21 protein-coding genes are annotated in these 23323 nt (G+C 51.0%); 5 read left to right on the forward strand and 16 right to left on the reverse strand.

Annotated features, from left to right (window positions below; translation table 11 throughout):
- The first annotated feature begins 13 nt into the window (after nucleotides 1-13).
- From ABXJ76_RS14125 to ABXJ76_RS14140, 4 genes are read left to right on the forward strand one after another with little or no spacing between them, the layout of a single operon-like run.
- Nucleotides 14-1045 carry a hypothetical protein gene (locus tag ABXJ76_RS14125; protein ID WP_432741371.1) on the forward strand — a complete coding sequence of 344 codons (1032 nt, stop codon included), beginning with the start codon at nucleotides 14-16 and terminating at the stop codon, nucleotides 1043-1045.
- Nucleotides 1045-1470 (forward strand): hypothetical protein, encoded by a 426-nt coding sequence (locus ABXJ76_RS14130; protein WP_432741372.1) that lies wholly within the window; start codon nucleotides 1045-1047, stop codon nucleotides 1468-1470. Before ABXJ76_RS14125 ends, ABXJ76_RS14130 begins: the two co-directional genes overlap by 1 nt.
- Before the next feature lie 12 nt (nucleotides 1471-1482).
- Entirely contained in the window at nucleotides 1483-3411 is a 1929-nt protein-coding gene (locus tag ABXJ76_RS14135) for an ATP-binding protein (RefSeq protein ID WP_432741373.1), read from the forward strand.
- A 2-nt stretch (nucleotides 3412-3413) separates the two neighbouring features.
- On the forward strand, nucleotides 3414-4406 hold the full coding sequence (locus ABXJ76_RS14140) for an HD domain-containing phosphohydrolase (RefSeq protein ID WP_432741374.1): 993 nt from the start codon (nucleotides 3414-3416) through the stop codon (nucleotides 4404-4406).
- Nucleotides 4407-4620: 214 nt separating this feature from the next.
- Here ABXJ76_RS14140 and ABXJ76_RS14145 read toward each other — a convergent pair whose 3' ends face one another.
- The 13 genes from ABXJ76_RS14145 to ABXJ76_RS14205 all read right to left on the reverse strand — a co-directional run bounded on the left by ABXJ76_RS14145 (nucleotide 4621) and on the right by ABXJ76_RS14205 (nucleotide 19346).
- Complete coding sequence (locus ABXJ76_RS14145) at nucleotides 4621-5739, reverse strand: glycoside hydrolase family 5 protein (RefSeq protein ID WP_432741375.1); 1119 nt, start codon at nucleotides 5737-5739, stop codon at nucleotides 4621-4623.
- Between the two features lie 27 nt (nucleotides 5740-5766).
- Nucleotides 5767-7455 carry an ABC transporter ATP-binding protein/permease gene (locus ABXJ76_RS14150; RefSeq protein ID WP_432741376.1) on the reverse strand — a complete coding sequence of 563 codons (1689 nt, stop codon included), beginning with the start codon at nucleotides 7453-7455 and terminating at the stop codon, nucleotides 5767-5769.
- 229 nt (nucleotides 7456-7684) lie between these two features.
- A complete protein-coding gene (locus ABXJ76_RS14155) occupies nucleotides 7685-8581 on the reverse strand; it encodes a F0F1 ATP synthase subunit gamma (protein ID WP_432741377.1) in 897 nt (298 codons plus the stop codon).
- Nucleotides 8568-10106, reverse strand: a complete 1539-nt coding sequence (locus ABXJ76_RS14160; protein WP_432741378.1) for an alternate F1F0 ATPase, F1 subunit alpha — start codon at nucleotides 10104-10106, stop codon at nucleotides 8568-8570. The genes ABXJ76_RS14155 and ABXJ76_RS14160 overlap by 14 nt, the downstream gene beginning before the upstream one ends.
- A gap of 361 nt (nucleotides 10107-10467) precedes the next feature.
- Complete coding sequence (locus ABXJ76_RS14165) at nucleotides 10468-11214, reverse strand: hypothetical protein (protein WP_432741379.1); 747 nt, start codon at nucleotides 11212-11214, stop codon at nucleotides 10468-10470.
- Between the two features lie 3 nt (nucleotides 11215-11217).
- The gene (locus ABXJ76_RS14170; protein ID WP_432741380.1) at nucleotides 11218-11496 is read right to left on the reverse strand and encodes a F0F1 ATP synthase subunit C; all 279 of its coding nucleotides are present in this window, start codon (nucleotides 11494-11496) and stop codon (nucleotides 11218-11220) included.
- Nucleotides 11497-11533: 37 nt separating this feature from the next.
- A complete protein-coding gene (locus tag ABXJ76_RS14175; RefSeq protein ID WP_432741381.1) occupies nucleotides 11534-12211 on the reverse strand; it encodes a F0F1 ATP synthase subunit A in 678 nt (225 codons plus the stop codon).
- A gap of 183 nt (nucleotides 12212-12394) precedes the next feature.
- Entirely contained in the window at nucleotides 12395-12670 is a 276-nt protein-coding gene (locus tag ABXJ76_RS14180; protein ID WP_432741382.1) for an ATP synthase subunit I, read from the reverse strand.
- On the reverse strand, nucleotides 12663-12956 hold the full coding sequence (locus ABXJ76_RS14185) for an AtpZ/AtpI family protein (protein ID WP_432741383.1): 294 nt from the start codon (nucleotides 12954-12956) through the stop codon (nucleotides 12663-12665). Before ABXJ76_RS14185 ends, ABXJ76_RS14180 begins: the two co-directional genes overlap by 8 nt.
- 176 nt (nucleotides 12957-13132) lie before the next feature.
- On the reverse strand, nucleotides 13133-13519 hold the full coding sequence (locus ABXJ76_RS14190) for a F0F1 ATP synthase subunit epsilon (protein ID WP_432741384.1): 387 nt from the start codon (nucleotides 13517-13519) through the stop codon (nucleotides 13133-13135).
- 58 nt (nucleotides 13520-13577) lie between these two features.
- A complete protein-coding gene (locus tag ABXJ76_RS14195; protein ID WP_432746528.1) occupies nucleotides 13578-13949 on the reverse strand; it encodes a GxxExxY protein in 372 nt (123 codons plus the stop codon).
- A gap of 28 nt (nucleotides 13950-13977) precedes the next feature.
- A complete protein-coding gene (gene atpD / locus ABXJ76_RS14200; protein ID WP_432741385.1) occupies nucleotides 13978-15375 on the reverse strand; it encodes a F0F1 ATP synthase subunit beta in 1398 nt (465 codons plus the stop codon).
- 203 nt (nucleotides 15376-15578) lie between these two features.
- Nucleotides 15579-19346 (reverse strand): HAD-IC family P-type ATPase, encoded by a 3768-nt coding sequence (locus ABXJ76_RS14205; protein ID WP_432741386.1) that lies wholly within the window; start codon nucleotides 19344-19346, stop codon nucleotides 15579-15581.
- Between the two features lie 298 nt (nucleotides 19347-19644).
- On the opposite strand from ABXJ76_RS14205, the gene ABXJ76_RS14210 reads away from it, so the two are divergent.
- Nucleotides 19645-20838: a GGDEF domain-containing protein gene (locus ABXJ76_RS14210; protein ID WP_432741387.1), complete on the forward strand. Its 1194-nt coding sequence runs from the start codon at nucleotides 19645-19647 to the stop codon at nucleotides 20836-20838.
- A 33-nt stretch (nucleotides 20839-20871) separates the two neighbouring features.
- Here ABXJ76_RS14210 and ABXJ76_RS14215 read toward each other — a convergent pair whose 3' ends face one another.
- The 3 genes from ABXJ76_RS14215 to dksA form a co-directional block, all read right to left on the reverse strand.
- Nucleotides 20872-21546, reverse strand: coding sequence for a hypothetical protein (locus tag ABXJ76_RS14215; RefSeq protein ID WP_432741388.1), 675 nt, complete (start codon nucleotides 21544-21546; stop codon nucleotides 20872-20874).
- A gap of 442 nt (nucleotides 21547-21988) precedes the next feature.
- Nucleotides 21989-22882 (reverse strand): tRNA glutamyl-Q(34) synthetase GluQRS, encoded by an 894-nt coding sequence (gene gluQRS / locus ABXJ76_RS14220; RefSeq protein WP_432746530.1) that lies wholly within the window; start codon nucleotides 22880-22882, stop codon nucleotides 21989-21991.
- 2 nt (nucleotides 22883-22884) lie between these two features.
- On the reverse strand, nucleotides 22885-23319 hold the full coding sequence (dksA, locus tag ABXJ76_RS14225; RefSeq protein ID WP_432741389.1) for an RNA polymerase-binding protein DksA: 435 nt from the start codon (nucleotides 23317-23319) through the stop codon (nucleotides 22885-22887).
- Nucleotides 23320-23323: the final 4 nt, after the last annotated feature.

The following is a 23323-nucleotide window of genomic DNA, read 5'->3' on the forward strand; positions in this document are numbered from 1 at the left end:
GAATTCTACCGTTATGCCGTTTTTGCTACATTCCAATCGTCGCGCGCTTGTCTGTGCGTTCAGTTTAGCGATGATTTGCTTCACGCCGCCGCTATATGCCGACCAAACGGCATCATGGCTGGATGCCGTCACCGTTTCGGGGTATGCCAAACTGGCGACCAGTTCGCCCAATCGCGGCCCCACTGCCGTTGAATTAGATGACTTAAGCTTGTTCGTCTCGGGCAAATTTAATCGCTGGCTCAACCCCTTTTTGGAGGCCGAAGCCTACAAAATTCCGCTTTGGGAAGAAGGTAAAGGCGCACAATTCAATAGCGCACAACTGGTCGTTGAACGACTGTATAACGATATTCACGTCACCGAAAACGACACTTTACGCACGGGTAAATTCCTGGCACCGATCAATCATTGGAATATTGTGCATGCCGCACCGTTGGTATGGACAACCAATCGCCCGGTCACGTCATCCTATTCCCGCGCCAACTACGTGACAGGTATTAACGTGCGCCACGATTTCGATGCGTTAACCGGTCATGCGCTGGAAGTTTATTGGCAACCGGTCGAAGAATTTAGTCCTAAACCGTTAACTGAACATGAACGCCATTATCAAACCGTTGTCGGCGCCCGATGGATTGCGCACGAAGATTTGGATTATTACTTGGGCGTATCCTTTCAACATGCCGACGTTGCAAAAAGCAATGAAATTCGCAATTCCATCAGCGTAGACGGCAATTGGCAACACAAGTGGTTTGAGCTGGAAAGCGAATTACTGTTCACGCAGGTTGATACCGATCAACTCCATTATCGCAATCATGACTGGGGCGGTTATGTGCAAATGGCAGTACCCTTGGTCGAGCATTTCAACCTGATTACTCGCTACGAACATTTTGAATTTGCCAGCAAACTGGCCTCGACCGATACCGCGTTAGGCGGCATTGTCTATCGTCCTGTGCCGCGCTTATCGTTTAAACTTGAATGGCAACAAACGCAAGGCAGTGTTTTCCATAATCAAACCGGTCTTTATAGCTCGATTGCGGTGTTATTCTGATGAAACGATTGCTTGTTTTAGGACTGACTGCCGCGTTAATGCCGTTTTCAATCGCGTCGGCGGATTTATACATCATTGCCAATAAAGATTTACCCGCCGCTCAACTGGATAAAAGCGATATTGCGGCGATTTACTTGCTTAAGAAAAAACATTGGGAAAACGGCGAAGACATCATGCCGATTAACTTGCCCGCACAAGCGGATGCCCGTACCCGTTTTACTGCGGAAATTTTTGACAGCACGCCGGATAAATTGGGCAGTTACTGGGACCAAATGCTGTTCAAAGGCGAGACTCCGCCGGTCACCCAAAATTCCGAGCAGGCCGTTATTTTGTTTGTGGAACGGATTAAAGGGGCAATCGGTTATGTGGAAACCAAGCCGCAAAGTCCGCAAATCAAAATCCTGCAACAATTTTCCAGCAAGTAACCGGGTAAGTTTATGTCTCGCTTTTCGCTTTCAGTTCGTTTAACGCTGTTTTTCAGTTTTATCGTGTTATTGGTAACCACAACCTTGAGTGCGGTGGTGTTCTACCAATTCGGCGAAAAAATCAATCAGCAGATTGAGCACAATCTCACCGGTATTGCCGACCATAAAGCCGCTGAAATCAGTAATGTGTTGCTGTTCGAGCGCACCAACTTATTGTCATGGCGAGCCTCGTCGGTGATGCTGGATGTGGTGGTGGACGATTTGGATAAGCGCATTACCACCGAGCTCAAAAACCTTAAGCAATATTATCAGTTACAAGGGGATCTCTATGTGTTCAACGCGGCAGGCGTGCTGATCGCTTCCACCCAGCAGGATGTGCTAAAAACCCAATTGCCCCAAGCTTGGCAAACGCAACAGGATTACGCGCTGGTATTCAAGCATGAGGTGCCTTTTATTAACGGCAGCGTCATCGCTCATGTGACGGCGTTAAAACCGCCGCAATTAAAAATGCAGGGCTATTTGGTTATGACCCATTCGTGGGAGGATATTAGCCGGCTACTTGAGCCGACAGACAGCAGTTTTGCGCTGCATAAAGCACATGAAGGCAACCACGGCAGCGCAGATCTTTTTACCGCTAACGGTGTAAAAACAATCGAGATAAATGATGACTTTTCGGAACGGCCCTTATGGATTTTTGACGGTATCAGCTATTTGGGCTCGATTTCAAAACCCGTAACAGTCGGCGATTTCAGCTTCCAAATTGCGGCGTTCATGCCTGAAAAACTCGCGCTGGAGCCGTTGCTTGAATTGACCAAAAATTTGTTACTTGCCGCCGCTTTGGTCGGCGTACCGATGATTGTGCTGGTCAGCTTGCTCAGTCGTCTGCTGGTCACGCCGATCAAAAAATTGACCGCCACCATCCGCACGATTGAAGATTCCAACGATTTGTCGATCAAGGTGCCGGTTTCGGGGCGCGATGAAGTGGCCGATTTAGGCAATGCGTTTAACCGCATGACCACGCGCTTAGGCGAGCTGTTTCACAAATTCTTAGTAGTGGAAAAAGAACTGGAAGACTTGAATATCAGCCTGGAACGCCAAGTTATAGACCGCACCCAGCAATTGCAGGATGCGCTGCTAAAGCTGCAATCCGCCCAAGCGCAATTGGTGCAATCCGAGAAAATGGCCTCATTGGGACAATTGGTTGCCGGTATCGCTCATGAAATCAACAACCCCATCGGCGCTATTTATGCCAATATGCCGCCATTGGAAGAATACATTGACGATATTAAAGGCACGGTCGAATTTGCTCAAAGCTGTATGAATGAGCCGAACGCACAAAAATTAAACGCCCACATGGCGCAAATTGACTACACGTTTGTCACCGACGACTTGGCTAAATTGCTGAACAGCCAAAAGCAGGCGGCCGACCGCATCCGCAATATCGTGTTGTCGCTACGTAATTTTTCCCGTCTCGATCAAGGCGAAGTTAAAGCGGTGCGGCTCGAAGAAGGCCTGGATTCGACCTTGCAGATGCTGCATCACCATTACAAGGATCGTATTACCGTCGAGAAAGATTACTCGCTCAATGAATCCGTCGAATGTTATGCGGGCGAACTCAACCAAGTGTTTATGAACATTCTCGCCAATGCGATTCAGGCCATTCCCGACAAAGGCAGTATTTTCATCACCACTGCTAAAGTGGCTGATCAGGCAGTCGTTACTATCGCCGACACCGGCACCGGAATGCATGAAGAAGTCAGAAAGAAAATATTCGACCCGTTTTTTACCACTAAAGATGTGGGCGAAGGCACCGGGCTTGGCTTATCGATTTCTTACGGTATTATTGAAAAACACCAAGGCACACTCACGGTTGAATCCGAATTGAATCGCGGCACCCGCTTTATCATTGCTATTCCCCTTCGTTTAATTAAGGACGCTTAAAGATGCATACGCTATTACTGGTTGATGATGATCCCGATGTGTTGGCGACGTTAACGCGCAGCTTTCGCAAAGGCTACAAAACGCTATCGGCCAGTGGCGGCGCAGAAGGGATTGCGTTTTTGAATGAACATCCGGTCGATTTGATTATTTGCGATCAACGCATGCCCAATATCAGCGGCGATCAAGTATTAAGCCATGCGTTGCAAGCCCGACCCCACGCCATTCGGATTTTACTGACGGGTTATGCCGATGTTGAATCGCTGCTGACCTGCGTCAATGAAGCGCATATTTACAAATACGTCACCAAACCGTGGGATCCGGCCGAACTCAATTTAACCGTGGTGCGGGCGTTGGAATCGCTGGTTTTAAAACGCGATTTGGAGACGGCGCGCGATCAATTGGAAACTGCCTACAAGGACGCAGTGGTGATGTTATGTTTGGCAGCCGAAGGTAAAGATCAGGATACGGCCAGTCATTTATACCGCGTGCAGCATTACACCGAAGCATTAGCCATCGCCATGGGCGTTGACGCTGCGGAAGCCGCGCACATGGGCTTCATGAGTATGCTGCACGACATCGGCAAACTTGCCACGCCCGATGCCATTTTGAAAAAACCGGATAAATTAACCGCTGAGGAATGGGACATTATGCGAGAGCATCCACTCGCTGGCGTACGTATTTTAGGCAACAATCCGTTTTATGAATGCGCGCGGGAAATTTCTGCGGGCCATCATGAAAACTATGACGGCAGCGGTTACCCGCACGGCTTAATCGGCGAAAATATTCCGCTATCAGCGCGCATTGTAAAAATTGCCGATGTGTTCGACGCACTGACGACAAAACGCCCCTATAAAGAGCCCTGGTCGATGGAAACAGCCATAACCCATATCGAAGCGCATGCAAGCATCATGTTTGATCCGGCGATGGTGGAAGCGCTAAAAAAACTGTTTGCCGACGGGACACTGCTGCGCATTATGACTGCAGATTATGTGTGATAAAGAGCGGAACAAAAACGAATGTTGAAGAGTTAACAGATGTGATTTGATGCCACTAATAATCGACGAGAGCATCTCTATTCAAAACGACGAATGCGTAAAAGAAGCGACACACGCCAGCCTGCCTTACTTGGTTTTCGCCTTGGCTCTATATGGATTGCCAAGGTCTTTTTGTCAAACTAAGCTGATGGAAAATGTACTTATTGCTGATGCTTCAATCGAACTTAGCCGGAAACCACCCCCTGTCCACACAATCGCGGAAACTCCAGGCCGCAGCTGTTTCGGTCTTGTAGCTCCAAAAAAACCAGCCGAGATATTTTTCAAAGGTAGCCAGTTGGGCGGCGGCGTAGCCCCGATACGCGACATCCATTTGGAAGTCGTCCATTTCCTGCAAAGCGTGGTTGAACGGTCCCTCTGCCCACAGCGACACCATTTTTAAATCCAGCCCCAGGCTCCATTCGCCGACATAGGTCCAGCCGAATTCGTTGATGATGTCGTCGGCTTCATTTTTCCATTCGATGCAGGCCTTTTGCATATGCCCGTATATATCGGTATCGATGTCTTCGCGGGCAAAACACTGGTAACGATGGATGTCGAGCACCACGTTGCTGAACTGCGGTTCGGCCAAGAATCCGGTGTATTCGCGAAACGACCGAAAACCGTCGTGATAAACCACGGCAACGTCTTCGGAGCGACAGTATTTGCGGATGCGGCGATAGGCATCGGTGTTGTATTTTTTCAATAGTGCGGTGTCTATATCCCAACGCGGCTCGTTCAATACTTCAATGGCATGCAAGGCGGGGCGACTATGGTAACGCTCGGCCAGTCGCTCCAGTACGCTTAGCGAGTGCTCGATATATTCCGGCTTGGTGTGCCACTCGCAAACATCCTTGATGCCGCCGTTATCGAAGCCGTTTTGGCAACCGGGCGCGGCGTGCAAATCCAGCACGATAAGCAAGCCCAGCTCTTCTGCCCAAGCGAAAGCGCGATCAAGAACGGCTATGCCGCCAGGCACAAAGGGATGGGTAACTTCGCCATAGCTGGCATGATAGGGATAATCGGGGCCGAATATCCAGTGGCCTACCGGTATCCGCACCGCGTTGATGCCGACATTGGCCAGCCAGGCGAAATCTTCGCGAATGATAAAACTGTCCCAGTGTTTTTTAAGCGCCTGCTCGGCCTTGACTCCCAGTTCGACACAGTAGCTGGTTTCGTCCACCGCGTTCAAACCTTCGAAGACGCTGGGCGTCATCCATTTTTCAAGCACCAGCCAGCCGCCCAGATTAACGCCGCGCACTTTTTTGCCGTATTTATTATCAAAGTCATGCTTCATTTTATTATTCCTTAAAGACAGCAGCCGTTACAGCACAATCCGCCGTTGATGAAACCCCTCTGCAAGAGGCTCGTTGGTAATTGTCAGTATCGCGGCATCAGGCAGTTTTTGGGCTATCAACTTCAGCATTTTCATTTCACGCAAGGAATCCAGCGAGTCCAGCGACTCTTGCAACAAGATCCACTTGGGTTGCTGCAACAGCAGGCGAACCACGCCCAGGCGCTGTTGTTGTTCGCGGGAAAGTGCGCCGTCCCAATTATCGACGTGATCAAATTGCTCCTGCAATTCGCCCAACCCTACCAGTTCAAGCGCCTCTGCAAGCGCAGACTCGGTATATTTTTCTTTGGTTGACGGATAACAGATTGCCGCCCGCAAAGTTCCTGTGGGTAAATAAGGTCGTGGCGGCATAAAAAACACCGGATCGCTGGGTAACTCAATGACCCCTTCTCCCCACGGCCAGAGGCCGACTATCGCCTTGAACAACTTGGAGCATGTAAAGGCATTGCCGGTAACCAGTACGCGCTCCCCCGGTCTGATTTCATAATCCATAGTCGGTACACACATCATGCCGTCAAGCCGGGTAATAGACAAATCGCAGAAACGCAAAACATCCTTTTCGGTTTTTTTCAGATGAATCCGGTGCGGATCATGACGGGCGATTTCCTGCTCCAGCTGACCCAGCCCATTAACCAATCCCAATACCCGTTCAACCGAAGCCCGCCATTCTGCGACTTTGGCCATATTATCAACCGGCCAGGACAAGGCTCCAGCCATTTGCTGAAATGCCTGGGCTGATTGCATCAAGGCGCCGAGCGTGATATTCCCCATAATATAGCGAGGCGCAGACACCAGAATAGGGAACGCCATCGACAACACCGAATAACCGGAAGTCAGCATGAACAGATGCGCCCAGGTTTGGGTTTGTCGCTGCCAAGCGTGGACAATATCCTTAAAAAGCGCGACGAAACGGGTTTGCTCGTTGGCTTCGCCATGAACCAGCGCAATCGCCAGGGAATTTTCTCGTGCAGTGACCAAACCGAACCTGAAATTGGCTTCTACGGTTTGCCGTACATCAGTCGCCTGAGTAAAAGGTCGGCCTAACCACCAACCCAATGAGGAAGCGCAAGCCGCATAGATCATAGCCAGCCAGACCAAATATCCGTAAATAGGTATTTCAACAAATCCCAGATTCAGTATAACGATACCGGAAAGTGCCCAAAGAATTTTGGTAAAACTAATAAGTAACAATAAGGAATAGATTAAGGAGTGACAAAGATCGATAGCCGCTTCAGTCGCAATACGAATATCTTCAGCAATTCGTCCATCGGGATTATCGTGTGCTCCCTGAATATGTGTGACCAGATAATGACGACCATCGGCCATCCATAGGCCGATTAAACGGTGTGTTAACCAGCTTCGCCAATCGAGTTGCAAACGGCGCTTAACTTTAAAATGAGCGGTGGTAACCGCTATATTAGCGGCAAAAATCAGCACGATAAGGCCGATCTGCATGAATAACCCGGTCATCGAACGCTGTTCAAGCGCATTAAAAAGATCGGCACTCCACACCGTGATGACGACGGCAATACCGATTTGTAGCAGGGTGAGCATGAATAAAGCCAGCGCAAGACTGCGGATAGTGGACTTGTTTTCAGAGTGCCAAAAAGGCCCCGCTAAGCGAATAAATTGAATGAAAAATCCGTTTGAAAATTGCAAAGGAAAGCTCCTCGTGAGGGTGAAATAGATGACACATCAAGACCAGGCTTTTTATTGTTCTCGTATGCCCGGTCTTTTTCCAGACACGATTCTAATGGAATTTTTACGATTGTCACAACTTTGTCATCTCATGTGGCGGCGACTTTAGTCGCCGATTAAGCAAGTTTGACTGGCCGACTAAAGTCGCCCCACAATCATTAAATACTGTGTAATCTACTTGACCAAGCCATTAACCTGACTCATCGGCTTTACCTTCCAATGCTTCAAATCCCGCGACCACATCCAGCAATTCCTCGGTAATCTGATTCTGGCGCTGCTGACGATATAGCGCCGTCAGTAACTCCAGTCGCTCCTTGATGTTTTTTTCCGCAACCTGCATCGATGCCAGTCGGCTGGCGTGTTCGCCGGCCAATGATTCGGCACAGGCGCTAAACAATAAGATAAACAGATGCTGACGAATCAGCGAGCTTAACAGCTTCTCGCTGTCCATCGTAAATGTGGGCAAGGATCTGGACGGCCAGGGTTTGGCATTCAGGCGATTAAAGCTAAAAAGATCAATCGGCAACAACGCCAATGCTTGCGGGACATAAGTCTTCCGTTGCCGATTCGCGTTATGAAACAGCAGCACCCGCTCAATGCCTTGCTGTTGCCAGCTGTCGATATGCAACAGTATTTGCTGAACTGTTTCAGTAATCCCCGCCACCGAACCGGGAACAAAAAAAAGCGCCTCAACGGCCTGCCCCATTCCCCTTAAAGAGGCGTCGACCCTGGCACCCACTGCCAGAATACGACGATCCCGGCGTTCGCATCCGGCTTTATCCAGTTCGTTCGCCGCAAAGGCGGCAATGCTTTCATTGTAGCGTCCGCACAAGCCATGATCGGAACCGAACACGATAGCGCCGGTCCACAACGGCTGTTTTTTTTGCTGTCCGGTTAACACGGCCTGGCGATCTTGCAACACCACCTGCAAGCCCATTTCAACGGTCAGTTTGTAATCGGTCAGCGATTCCAGTGCGCGTTCATATTGCCTGATGCTGACGGCGGCCAGCGCCTTCATGGTGCGGACGATGGCTTGCAAATCGGCGGCGGTATCCATATCCCGCTGCAAGACATCAAGCGTCTGCATGATGACTCATTGGCTCAGGTGCCAGTACAGCGCGGGCAAAATCCAGCACCAGCGCCTTATCTTCGTCGCTAAGCCGCTTTCCGACCCGGATTTTTTCCCGTTGTACAGCCAGCTGATTAAGCAGCGCATCGCCCAACCGAGAGCCCAGCTTTTTCACCTCGGCAACCGGCAGGCTATCGAACAGGCCTTCATTCACCGCGATCAACACCACGATTTGCTCGAACGCCGACAGCGGTTTGTTTTCATCCTGCTTCAGAATTTCCCTGACCCTGCGGCCGCGTTCGATACTCTGCCGGGTAGCGTCATCCAGACGGGTGCCGAAACGGGCAAATGCTTCCAGTTCTTCAAACTGCGAATAGGCCAGGCGCAACTGGCCGGACACCTTCAGATAACCCGGAAGCTGCGCCTTGCCGCCGACGCGGGACACCGATTTGCCGACATCGACCGCAGGCAACTCGCCTTTTTGAAACAGCGTCGGCGACAGGTAAACCTGACCGTCGGTAATCGAAATCAGGTTGGTCGGGATATAAGCGGAAAGATTCTGCGCCTGGGTTTCGATAATCGGCAAGGCCGTCAAACTGCCGCCGCCGAACTCAGGCTTTACATGCGTCGCCCGCTCCAGCAACCGTGAATGCAGATAAAAAATATCGCCCGGATAAGCCTCGCGTCCCGGCGGTCTGCGCAACAATAAAGACAACTCGCGATAAGCATGGGCATGACGGGTAAGGTCATCATAAATCACCAGCACATCCTCGCCCCGAGCCATAAACCACTCGGCAATACTGGTCGCCGCATAAGGCGCTATATATTGGAGACCGGGCGTCGACTCTCCGGAGGCGACCAGCACCACGCTGTTTTTCAGTACGTCGGCTTTACGCAGGCAATCAATGACCTTGGCCACCGCCGACCCGCGTTGCCCGATGGCGCAATAAACAGTAATGACATTTTTGTCGTGCTGATTGAGCACCGTATCAATCGCGATGGCGGTTTTTCCGGTTTGGCGATCCCCCAAAATCAACTGCCGCTGTCCCCGACCTATCGGGATCAGCGCATCAATAACCTTAATCCCGGTTTGCAAGGGTTCGGTAACCGGAGCCCGCTCAATAATCGGCTGCGCTTCCCGTTCTATCGGCCAGCGTAAGTCAGTGTTGATGGCGCCGGCATTATCCAGCGGCTGTCCCAGCGCATCGAGCACTCGGCCCAACAGTGCTTTGCCGACCGGCACATCGACGACCCGGCCGGTACGTTCGACGCGACTACCCGCACTCAGGTCGGTTTTTTCGCCCAGCAGAACAACGCCGATTTCGTCAGGATCGAGATTAAAAGCGATGCCCATCACGCCGTTCTCAAAGCGCAACAACTCCATGGCTTTGGCACCCGGCAAACCCTTGACCCGCACCACGCCGGTACTGACCTGCATGACGCGCCCGACTTCCCGCGCCCGCAACGCAAAGCTGTCGTTTTGCAACACGTCGTCTAGGCGTTCCGTGGCCTGCAGCAAAGATTGCTCAAAATAATGGTTCATTAGTCACGCTAACCGTTGTTTCCTGCACTGAATCGAATTTATCGCAATTGTAGGAACGGCTTTAGCCGCGCCACAAGTTATTCTATCGCCATGAGGTAAAAGATAGACAAGGTTGTGGGGACGACTTTAGTCGCCCAGTCAGTCACCTACTGTTCACCCCTTTGTTTCTCGTAGGGGCGATCCGGCAGGCCGCCCGCATTGTAGCGGTCATGGGCGACCTGCCGGATCGCCCCTACGGACTACTAAGCTAACAAGCATCTAAGTGGGACGGAATTTACGACCCTGTCACCATCGTCTTTTCGTGGTCGTAGATATAACGGCTTTAGCCGCGATTATCGCGGCTAAAGCCGTTCCCATATAATTACTCAAGCGGCTTTAGCAGCTCGACTTCAAGCTCTGCCAGATAGCGATCAATATTCCATTCCCAGCTTCTGCCGCCTGCTTCCAAGGTAATGCCGCAAATAAGGCGGCTATCCTGTTCAAAAACCATCTCGCGAACCGGCGCCAATTGATCCACGCGACTGCGAATTTTGCTGCGCTGGGCTTCGTTCAACGGAAACCGGCTGATAATGATTACCGCATCGTCTTGGCTTAAGGCTTGTTGCAATACCGATTGCTCGGCGTCCGGCAACTTGGCCAAATTTTGCAAAAAGTGTTCGACTATCTGCTGCTCCAGCGACTGATCGGCAAGACTTGAGAGTATTTTACCGCCCAGCTGTAGCGCTTTTTCAGCGACGACCCTGTTGATTACAGTCCCCAATTCCTGCTGTTGCCGGTGCATTTCTTGGTCAAAACGTTTTTTTTCCTGCTGAAGTTCGTCATTCAAACTTTGCAGCCGCTGGTTTCTATCGGTTTCGGCCTGTAGTCTTGCCTCGGCCAGGATGTTATCTTTGTCGCTAGCTAATTGCTGCAGACTGGTTTCATAGTGTTTTTTAAGTTGCTCCGCCTCGCTCATTTGGGTTTCTACGAGTTGCAGACGATCGACCAGACCCTGCTCCCGGCTGGCCATAACCTTGATGATGGGGCGGTAAAGAAACTTTTTAAGCAGCCAGATTAAAATCAGGAAATTGATCATCTGGGCGCCGACGGTAAACCAGTCTATCGCCATCAATTACCCCCCGGCGCGGCTTATCGCATAATCCCAAAACGGATTGGCAAAAATCAGAATCATCGAGATAACCAAACTGTAAATAGCCGTCGATTCGACCATCGCCATCCCCACAAATAGGGTTCGGGTAATGGTGTTGGCTTCATCCGGCTGCTGAGCGATAGCGCTCAGCGCCTGAGCCAACGCGCGGGCCTCGCCTAATGCAGGCCCTATTCCGCCTATAGTAATGGTTAATCCGGCGGTAATAATCGACGCGACCGCAATCAGGGTTAATTCTGTCATGTTGCACTCCTTAAATTAAATAATGGGGACGATGCCATTAAAGATTTCGCTTACTTTTAGGCGTTGCCGATGCGATATAAACCATCGCCAGTATTGAAAATATATAGGCCTGAATGGTTCCGGTCAGCAAGCCGAGCATTTGCATCGCAATCGGAAAAAATAACGGTGTAATACTGAGCAAAATACCGGCGACCACGGTACCGCTCATGATATTGCCGTAAAGCCGCACCGCCAAAGCCAAGGTACGGGATAATTCGCCGATAATGTTAAACGGCAGCATGAACGCATTCGGCTGGCAATACTGTTTAAGGTAACGCCATAAACCGACCCGATAAATGCCGTAAACCGGCACCGCAATTAAAACAGCCAGCGCCAGCGCGGTAGTGGTCGATAGCGACCCGGTCGGCGGCATGAAGCCGGGGACGACAGCCAACGCATTGGATGCAAAAATAAACAAAAACAGAGTGCCGATCAGCGGAAGATAGCGTTCCGGTTGCTGCTGGCTGAGTTCGCCAATTTGCTTATTAACCTCGACAACAATAACTTCCAGCAGATTCTGAAACCGCGAGATAGGCGCGTCTACCGATAACCGGCGGGTAATCAAATAACTGCCGCAGACCAGCAGCGCCATCACCGCCCAGGTAAATGCCAGCGTCGCATTGATTTTAATGACATCGTATTGCCATAAAATGATCTGATCTGGGTTGTTCAGCATGGTAAGCCCTCGTCTTTACAAAATTTCCAGTAACTGCTCAGGCCTTATTAAATCATAAAGCTGGCTTTGAACCTTGCCGCTCTAAACTGCCAAATTGCACACTGGCCGATAAGCATCGACAACATGGAGTGCAAGCTATGCTTGCGCTTGCAGGCGAAGCCTGCACTCCACCGCCAGTAGTGGCTAACGCGGCACCGGCGAAATGCGTCGCACTAATATAAATCGAGCCAGAATAAACCCCAGCAAACAAATTAACGCATATTGCCAGCCCTGCCTGACTACCGGAAAAAAACCGACAACCGCCAGCACATTACGAATGGCCAAACTGCCCAGCACCCAAGCGGTCTGATGCTTAACTTCCGTCAGCCGACGCAAGGTTAACCAGAGTCCGCCGAAATACATCAGCCCCAATAGCGCCCCCCAAACCAAAACGCCGATAGCCCATAAACCGTCAATCATTCCGACTCTCCTCGCCTATCCAGCGCCAGGCATTCATGCAACCTAAGACCACGCCGACCAGCATCATCGTCAACGTCCACGAAACCTGTCCCGGCCAGCGCCTGTCCATCCATAAACCCAAGGCAATTCCGGCTACCGTGGGCAGCGTTATCGACCAGCCGATTAAGCCGAACATGCCTAAGCCAAACCAGACACGATGGGATTTTTGCTGGCGCGCCTTGAGCTTTCGTTTGACTTGCCGATCAAGCGATTTGCTAAATTCAGTCTTATGTTGGGATTCCTTCATCAAGTTACCTTGCTAGTCTGAAAGCTTTTTCTTCAGTAAAATTATTTAAGCTTGACAACGATGCACCTGCGTCGTTACCCTTTTTAATGACCTTATTAGGTTCAATCCACCGACCTCTATCCGTCGGATGGTGTCACTCGACGGATGAGGTTGGGCGTGGATTGAAACATCGGCATTTATCCTTGCATTTGGGTAAAGCGGCGCACCACACCGGCTTCCAGTCTGGCCAACGCACAGCGTGCAGTGCGTTCGGCCTCGTCCAGTTGCAGGTAGCGTTGCTCCACCGTGTCCCTGAGTGTCTCCAGATTATCGCCCATCACCGCATTATAAGTAGAAATAAGCACCCTATGCCCGCATTTAACCAGCGTTCCCTCATCGATAGCGATAAAAACCTCCTGCCCGGTTTCGGAAACATAAGTTAATACCCCCGGAACCAGCGCGGCGACAAAATCAATATGCCGCGGTTCCAGGCAAAACGAACCGTTCCGGGCTTTGGCGATTATTTTTTGCACCGGTTCGTCGAGCAGAACCTGACTGGGCAGCAGCAGTTCTAAGCGCATCATTTAATAGTCCACAATAGTTAAAGATTATCACCACAGAGAACACGGAGAGCACGAAGATTTAAAGAACAAAACGTTTAATTCCATTTTTCAGCATGACTTCATTAAAATTGATAAGCAAACCAACACTTAAATGACTCAAGCGCAGGTAAGTGAGAATTTGTGCCTCATGAATTCCCTGTAATTTATCAACACTTTTCAGTTCAACAATGAGCTTGTTTTCGATGATCAAATCTAGTCGATACCCACATTCCATAACAACACCTTTGTAGTTTACAGGCAAAGATTTTTGTCTGACAAAAGAAAGCCCAGCCAGATGGAATTCATAGGCTAGACATTGCTCGTAAGTCGACTCCAATAAGCCCGGGCCTAATGTTTTATGTACCTCAATGGCACAGCCGATAACCTGATTCGTAAGTCCAGCAAATTTCATCACTCCGTGCTCTCCGTGTTCTTCGTGGTTATTTATGTAGATTCAGCACATTAATATGGCTGATCATATACAAAGCCTGTTCGGGAACATCGGCGAATTCGTCATTCAAAATCCGCTCGCAACCGTCCAGCGTGTCGGCCAGACTGACTAAGCTCCCCTTGCGGCCGGTAAAATGTTCGGTCGTGGCGAACGGCTGGGTCAGAAACCGCTCCAGTCGCCGCGCCCGATTGACGGTGGCGCGGTCGTTTTCGCTGAGCTCTTCCAAACCCAGCATCGCGATAATATCCTGCAATTCGTCGTATTCGGCCAATACCCGGCGCACTTCAACCGCAAGCGTATAGTGACGTTCGCCGACTATCGCCGCATTAAGCATTTTGGAGCGCGACGCCAACGGATCGACTGCCGGATAAAAGCCCTGCCCGGCGCGCTTGCGGGACAAGACGATGGAAGCGGAAAGATGGCCGAAAACATGGGTGGCCGCAGGATCGGTAAAATCGTCGGCAGGCACGTAAACCGCCTGAATCGAGGTCATGCTGCCGCTGACCGTATTGCAGATACGCTCTTCCAGTTCCGCAAGTTCGGTCGCTAATGTCGGCTGATAACCCACCCGTGACGGAATCCTGCCCATCAGTCCCGAGACTTCAGCGCCCGCCTGGATAAAGCGGAAAATATTGTCAATCAGCAGCAGCACATCGCGCCGGGATTCATCACGGAAATATTCGGCGACCGACAAAGCGGCATGACCGACGCGAAAACGCACCCCGGGCGGCTCGTTCATCTGGCCGAAAACCAGCGTCGAATCTTTCAGCACCCCGGCTTCATCCATAGTTCGATAAAGCTCCTCCGCTTCCCGGCAACGCTCCCCGATACCGCAAAAAACGCTGATGCCCCGGTAATGACCGACCATGTTATGGATCAGCTCGGTAATAATCACCGTCTTGCCGACTCCCGCACCGCCAAACAGTCCGGCCTTGCCGCCCCGTTCCAGCGGCGCAAGCAGGTCGATGATTTTAATACCGGTTTCGAACAGCTCGGAACTGGCGCTACGCTGTGCCAACGGCAACGATTGCTGGTAAATAGAGCGCGTTTGCTCGGCGGCTATCGCCGGCTTACCGTCGATAGCCTGGCCGAACACATTCATCATCCGACCCAGTACCGCATCACCGACCGGCACCGAAATAAAGCCGCCGGAACCGGCAACCGGAGCGCCCCGCTCCAGGCCTTCGGTAGAATGAAAAGCGATGCAGCGGACGTCGGTCGCCGTCAAATGCCCGGCAACTTCGAGGACGATATTCTGCTCAGCGCCAACCAACAGCATTTGATTGATACCCGGCAAATCGGTCACAAAAGACACATCGACGATACTGCCTTTAACCGATTTAACCCTGCCGGAAAAGTTGGCTTTCTGCTCTATTGCGTCATTCATAAGCCGTTCCTGGATGAAAGATACCTATTAACGGCGGATTTAAATCCCCACAGCTTGTCACCGTACAACACACTCTCGGCTTAATCCACTAAAAACCCGGTATAAGTATTTATACTTAAGGGCAAAGTTTAGGTGATTTTCAAAGAAGACTTTACTCGTTAAGTCAGACGTCCTTCGTTACTAACCGCAGCAAGCAATACAACTCACCCAGTAATAACCCGCCTCAACAATTTGCGCAATTCCTCAACAACAAGTACGCTCGCAGCCACACCAACCGCCATCAGCCAATCCAGTTTTGTTAACGCTGTGGTATGAAAGATTAACTGTGCAATCGGCCAATGTATCACCAGTATTTGCAGCAGAACCACCGCGAATATAGCCAGCCAGAGCCATCGGTTGGCGCAAAAATGCCGGTTGAAAGTCGTGCCTTTTTCCGCTCGGGCATTAAATACGTTGAACACCTGGAACAACACAAAGGTGGTGAACGCCAGGGTCGTCGCATGAGCTGCGCCTGTTCCCGACAGGCTTTCGCCGGTTTGCAGGTCGTAATACAAAATGCCCAGAGTGCCGATAGCCATAATCAGGCCATAGCTGAAAAGGTTGCCGAAACGCCGCAATGACAGTATTCGCGATTCAGGGTTGCGCGGCGCTTCGTCCATGCTGCCGGTGCGAACCGGATCGACGCCCAGCGACATCGCCGGCGGACCGTCCATGATGATGTTAATCCACAGCAATTGCACGGCGGTAAACGGCAAGGGTAACCCTAACAGCGGCGCTCCGGCTACGGTCAGGATGGCGCCGATATTGGTGGATAGTTGAAAGCGCACAAATTTGACCATGTTGTCGTATATGCCCCGGCCCTCTTTGACCGCCTTGACGATGGTGGCAAAATTGTCATCGGTCAATATCATCGATGCGGCTTCCCTGGCGACATCGGTACCGGTAATGCCCATGGCGATGCCAATATCGGCGCTCTTTAAGGCGGGCGCATCGTTGACGCCGTCGCCGGTCATCGCCACCACATGACCATCGATTTTCAAGGCTTTAACGATCCGCACTTTCTGTTCCGGCGCAATACGGGCAAAGACGGTAATGGCGTTGATACGCGCAGCCAGCGCGTCATCATCCAGTCCGGCCAATTCTTCGCCTTCGATCACTTCACCTGCCAAGCCCAGTTCCTGGGCAATCGCAAAGGCTGTTACTTTCTGGTCGCCGGTAATCATTTTCACGGCAATGCCGGCCTGCCGGCAAAGCTTGATTGCCTCGCGGGCTTCGGGTCTGGGCGGATCCATGAGACCGACCAGAGCGACAAAGGTCAGTTCCTGGATGTATTGGAACAAGTCGTTATCTGCATTGAAGTCGCCTGCGGGCAGAGTGCGCACCGCTACGCCCAACACGCGCAGACCAGTGCCTGCCATGTCTTGGTTTTGAGCCAGCAGTTGCTCCTGTTTAAGCGGCAGCGAGTTGCCATTGTTATCAATGATCGACTGACTCAGTTTGAGCAAGACTTCCGGCGCGCCCTTGATAAATACCTTGATCTGGTCGCCCTGTTGATGAAAAGTCGCCATGAATTTATGCTCGGCATCGAAAGGGATCTCGGCGATGCGCGGCAGTTGCAAGATGGCCTGATCCTGGTCGATACCGCCTTTGGCGGCAAGCACTAATAATGCGCCTTCCATAGGATCGCCGACCACCTGTTTGCCCTGCAAATGACTATTGTTGCACAGCGCTAAAGGCAGCAATAAATCCGCTAAATCATCCGCTGCAATACCTTCTTTCGATGGCAAAATATCGCCGGCAGTGTCATAACCTTCACCGTTGACCTTATAGCTTTGGCCTTTATAAAAAATCGACCGCGCAGTCATTTTGTTAACGGTCAAGGTGCCGGTCTTGTCCGTACAAATAACCGTAGTGCAACCCAAGGTTTCCACAGCGGACAGTCGTTTGACGATGGCGCGTTGCCGAGCCATCCGATGCATCCCCAAAGCCAGGGTTACGGTGACCACTGCCGGCAAACCCTCGGGGATGGCCGCCACAGCCAGGGCAATCGCGGTGAATGCGGTCTGAATCAACGGCTCGCCGCGCCACAAGGCGGACATAAACAGCACCCCGATGATTGCAACGGCTATCAAGGCCAGACGTTTTCCCAGGCTGTCGAGCTGTATTTGCAACGGGGTATCGCCGTCTTTTTCCTCGGCCAACAGTCCCGCCAGTTTGCCGATCTCGGTGCTCATACCGGTAGCGGTCACCAGCATTTCGGCACGACCACGGGTAACGGCATTATTCATATACAGCATGTTGCTGCGCTCGACAATCGGTAGCGTTATCGGCTCAATTGGCTGTTGGTGCTTGGCAACGGGTACCGACTCGCCGGTCAACGCGGACTCATCGACTTCCAATGTCTGACAGGAAATAATGCGGCCATCGGCGGGAATCTTGTCGCCGGGTTCCAGGATGACTATATCGCCCGGCACCAGTTGATCGGCAGACAGTTGAACAGTGCGGCCATCGCGGCGCACCTCGGCCTGCAAGGCGAGCATATTCTTAAGCGCCGCCAGCGATTTTTCAGCCTGAAATTCCTGATAAAATCCCAACAGAGCATTAATGGTCACAACGACTAAAATCACAACGCCGTCTATTATATTACCGATAGCGGCGGCCAAAATAGCCGCTACAATCAGCACCAGGATAAGAAAACTTTTGAACTGCGATAACAACAGGTGCCAGACCGGACGCGGCGGTTTTTCGTCCAGCCGGTTAGGGCCGCAACGATTCAAGCGGTCTGTCGCGGCTGTTTGGCTCAAGCCGGTGAGCGCATCAGAGTTCTGTGCAGAAAGCGCCGCCTCGACCGGCAGGGTATGCCAGTCAGGCTGAACGTCCAAGTCTGGGGCGGATGCCGATCCTGAGGTATCTTGTTCATGCTGCTGCAGTTTCAACCAGGATTGCCAAACGGATAACAGAACAGCCAGAATCACTGGCCCTAAAAACAGGCCGACCATACCGAAAGTCGTGAGTCCGCCAAGAACGCCGAACAGCACCACCAAAAAAGGCACCCGGCTGGCGCCGCTGATAACCAGCGGCCGGATAACATTATCCACGGTACTCACAACCAGAAAGCCCCAGAGCAACAAGCCTACACCTTGCCAAGACTGCCCGACCAATATCAGCATGATACCGACCGGCATCCACACCAGTGTTGCGCCCATCGGTATCAGCGCCAGCAACGCGGTCACCGTAGCCAACAGTACCGGCGCCTGGACACCGGCAACAGCGTAACCTAATCCGGCCAGCATGCCCTGCCCCAGCGCTGCAAGCACTAGGCCGTAAACGACGGCTCGGGTCGTGTGTCCGGCGGCTTGCAGATAAACATGCTGATATTTCCCCAGAAACCGTACCAGGCCTTGATTCAACTGCCTAACGCCCTCGTCGCCGTCACGGAAACAAAAGAATACTGTCACCAGGATAACGCCCAACTTCATAATGTACTGCCCGATACCGCCGACAAACTTGGCAAATTCGCCCGACCACTGCTGTGCCCAGTCGGCAAATTGCGCGACCACGCCGACCCGATCGTCAACCACCCTGTCTAACCAGTGTTGCGCGGTGTTGCCCAACCACGGAATGCGCTTGATAAAATCGGGCAAATGGTAAGTGTCTGGGTTAAAACCGCTGATCAGGGTTTGATAGGCGGTTTTCAGCTCGTCCTGCAACATCGCGGCCAGCCAGTAGACGATCAGGAAGATCACTGCCGCAATCATCGTTGTCATCAGCGCCGCACTGAGCGTGGCATTGCCGTTGAGTCGATGCCTTAAGCACCGGTAAGTCGGCCATGCCACGTAGGCGATAATCAGCGCCCAGATCAGGGTGAGCAAAAACTCATGCAGCACCATAAAGCCCAACAATAAAAGCCCCGCCAGTAAAATACCGGGAATGAGCTGGCGTATCGGTGTATATTTCATAAAATCATTCATAACTGCAACTCACCCAAGTAAAATAATGTATGAACCCGATGTTCAAATCTCATTGTATGCTATAGCCGTTTAATTACCAGAACAGGCTTTATCCTGAAAAAATGAAATTATTCAACACTGTGATTATAAATGGTCTGCTATATAATAAAAAAATTCAACGCAAACGACGAACCAGCTTCATCGTGCATTGATGCCAGCAGCGTCCACAGGGAATGCGCAACACCGTATAACACCCGCTACAAATTAGGAAGAAAATGCACCCTCTCTATAAAATTCTGTCCACTATCCGGTAACCGCAATGACTCTCGACATCCGCACAATGATGGTGATGGTATCCGCGCTGAGCGTGCTATTTTCCGCCCTGCTGACACTGGCCGGATTACATGGCGGCAACACTCGCGGAGTTCAACACTGGGCAACAGGCAGTCTATGCATGGGACTAGGCCTAGGCTTTTCCTATACCCATCTGGGACTCGACAGCGCTTGGGTTTTGTCATTTGGCGCTACCTTAATGGCGGCGGGAATAGGCTTGCAATTCAACGGAATTCAGGCATTCAAGACAGGGCTCTGTAACCGATATATTCCATGGTTGCTGGTCGGCGTGGTGTTTATTCAAAGCATTTGGTTCGTTGTCCTTCATCCCGATATTCATGCCCGCGTGATCGCCAATTCGTTGGCGTTCTCCATCGGCAACGCAGCCTGCGCCCGTGCTTTGTTCATCCGCATAGATCAACCGTTACGTACTGCGTATTGGTTTACCGGCGCGTCGTTCGCTGTCGTTGCCACGATGTTTCTGGCCAGAGCGGTCATCGTTTTTCTCGCGCCGCCCGATACCTATAGCCTTTATGCGCAAACGCCCATCAATCCGGCAAGCTTTTTTATTGGCAGCATGGCGCAAATGTGCCTGACGTTTGGACTCGTACTGATGCTGAATTACCGACTTGCCACGGATCTGCAAAAACTGGCCTCGACTGATATGCTAACCGGGGCGCTGAACCGTCGAAGCCTGGAACAGGAAGCCGTCCGCCTGTCAGCGCGCTGCAACCGTACCGGCGATACGCTGGCAGTGCTGATGATTGATGTCGATCACTTCAAGTCTATCAATGACCGCTACGGTCACCCGGTGGGAGATGAAGTATTGCGACGTCTGGCTGCGGTGGCGCAAAAAACCATTCGTAGCGACGACTACTTCGCCCGCTATGGCGGCGAGGAATTTTGTATTCTACTGCCGTCTACTCTCGAAAAAGATGCCTGGATATTGGCGGATCGCCTGCGTCAAACCTATGCGGCAATGGTGATAGAATACGACGGCGTAGCTCTGAGCAGCACCATCAGCATCGGCGTATCCGATTCGACACATGCAGGCGTGGAATTCGCTTCATTGATAGCCGCCGCCGATCAGGCAATGTATCGCGCCAAACTGGAAGGCCGCAATCGAGTAGTCATGCATTCGGATCAAGTCGAATTATCCGTCGATGTCGTGTTGGTATAGGCTCAGCCGTTGAGAGTGCGTCGATACAATATTTCACACCATGACTAATGACGAAATAACATCGAAATAGACATCAAGCAAAAATGATAGGGTATTGTGATATAAAGCCTCTACCGTCGCGGAAGGCTGCGCCATCAACAAACTAAATAAATCTGCCAGCGCATAATAACTGCTAATTAACACCGCTTCAGCATCCTGGGACAATGAGCTCAGATAACCCGTTACCGGGGCAAGCGCCGTCACCGTAAACTGTTCGGGACTGTCTATAAATAACTGCCAATACCGCTCAGACTGCTCGGTGAATGCTGCCACATAACGAGTCACCGGCTCAAAGGTCGCTAGGGTCACCTGTTCCGGGTTAGCCCAAAAAGCCTGTAGAAACTGGATTGTTTGTTCCTTGCCCGTAGTCACCTGAATTTGCCAGTGCTGATAAACCGGTGTCACAACCGCCTGAGCTTGGGCATAAAGAGCCGTACCGGTATAAGCGGCCTGCTCATACCAAGCGGTCATTGTTGCAACCGGATGCTCGTAAAGCTGTTTGGCAGTGGCCGACACAAGGTAATGAGCATCAATCAATACGCTACGAATATCCTGATACAAGGCATTAAGCTGAAAACTCACTTGGTCATATAGTTTTGTTGTCGGCAAAATAAGCTTGTTTTCCAAATCAAGCTGGCGAATAGTAAAAAAATTCGGGTCATTAAACATGAACATATTCCTTAATGAGTCTGTACAAAAACGCTAAATAATGACACTGGATTCTAGCTTGACCGGGGGAAATTAAACATGCGGCATATTGCCGCGCGACAAAGTATCTCAAAAATCGGGCGGCTAAACGGCCATTCTCATGCTGACCAGATTAACAGCCTGAAATCGATCGGCTTGCTTTCAACTGCCTAAGATAGCGTCCTGTTATGGGTAGGCATAACGGCAGGCAAAAAAAATGCGGTCAAATTGACCGCATGAAAGACTCTAAAACCCTTTAGGAGGTAGTAATAAACAAGAGTGCGGTCATGTTAGCCCGCTCTGCCCCCCAGGTAAATATGACATATTGTCGCGCGACAGGTTGTCACAGGCTGATTGTGTCGCACCTTATTAGCTGGGTACCGCTTAATCAACCATCAGGCAGCTCTTTTTTTCGTGCCCCAAATCAACTAACGGCATGGGTATTTTTTAACAAAAGCGGATGCCAATGCGCAATCGCCCAGCTAAGCAACTCAGTGACCGAGGCTTGTTGTAGCTCAATCGGCGGATTCTGCTTTAATAAGACCAGCAACTTAAAGATGACCCCATGAGGCGCTGTTAAATCGACGGCCGTCGCCTGCGTCTGTTTACTGAGTTTATAGCCTTGTTCGTCAACAATAATCGGGACATGCATATAGCCCGGAGTAGTAAACCCCAGCAGCTGTTGCAGATAAATTTGTTTAGGCGTTGCATCCAGTAAATCAAAGCCGCGAACGATATGGTTCACGTGTTGCAAGTTATCATCAATGACCACGGCAAATTGATAAGCAATAACCCGGTCTTTGCGTTGCACGATAAAATCGCCATCTTGCTCGGCGATATTGTGGAAAATCAGGCCTTGCAGCTCATCCCGAAAGGCAATAATGCGGTTATCGGTTTTAATGCGCAATGCATAAGGGCAATCAGGCGGGGTTTGCCGGTTTCGGCAAATGCCGGGGTAAATATCGGGCGGCGCTTGCTTTCTAGCGCTGGTTGTCAGTTTTTTTCTGCTGCAGGTGCAAGGATAGATAAGCCGGTTTCTTTGTAAGTCGCTGATAATGTCGTTATAAACGTCGATATGTCGGCTTTGGCAATAAACCTCGTCATCCCAGTGCAAGCCAAAGCTCTCCAGGGTTTTTAAGATAGTATCGGCGGAGCCTTTTATGTTTCTGAGGGTGTCAAGGTCATCAATGCGCAGTAGCCAGCGGCCTTGTTGTGAGCGGGCTTGAAGAAAACCGGCCAGAGCCGTGTACAGGGAACCGAGGTGCAAAGGGCCGGTGGGCGAAGGTGCAAACCGGCCGATAGGGGGTTGTTTATCCAGAGTTAACCCATTTGTTTTTCACGAATTTCATCGAGTGTTTTGCAGTCGATACACAGACTGGCAGTGGGTCTGGCTTCCAAACGGCGTATGCCAATTTCAATACCGCAAGACTCACAAAAACCATAATCCCCAGCTTCAATTTCTTTAAGGGATTCATCAATTTTCTTGATCAATCGACGTTCACGATCACGGGTTCTTAATTCCAGACTGAATTCAGATTCCTGAGACGCTCGGTCATTAGGATCAGGAAAATTAGAGGCATCATCCTGCATGTGGTGCACAGTGCGATCCACTTCGTGCATTAATTCGCCTTTCCAGTTTCTAAGAATGTTCTCAAAATGTTGTAATTGAGCACTATTCATATACTCTTCGCCTTCTTTTGCTTGATAAGGCTTAAAACTGAAAGGTGAGTCGCCAGTTTTAGTACTATCGGTCATCCAT

Source organism: Methylobacter arcticus (assembly GCF_050917435.1).
Lineage (GTDB): Bacteria > Pseudomonadota > Gammaproteobacteria > Methylococcales > Methylomonadaceae > Methylobacter_A > Methylobacter_A titanis.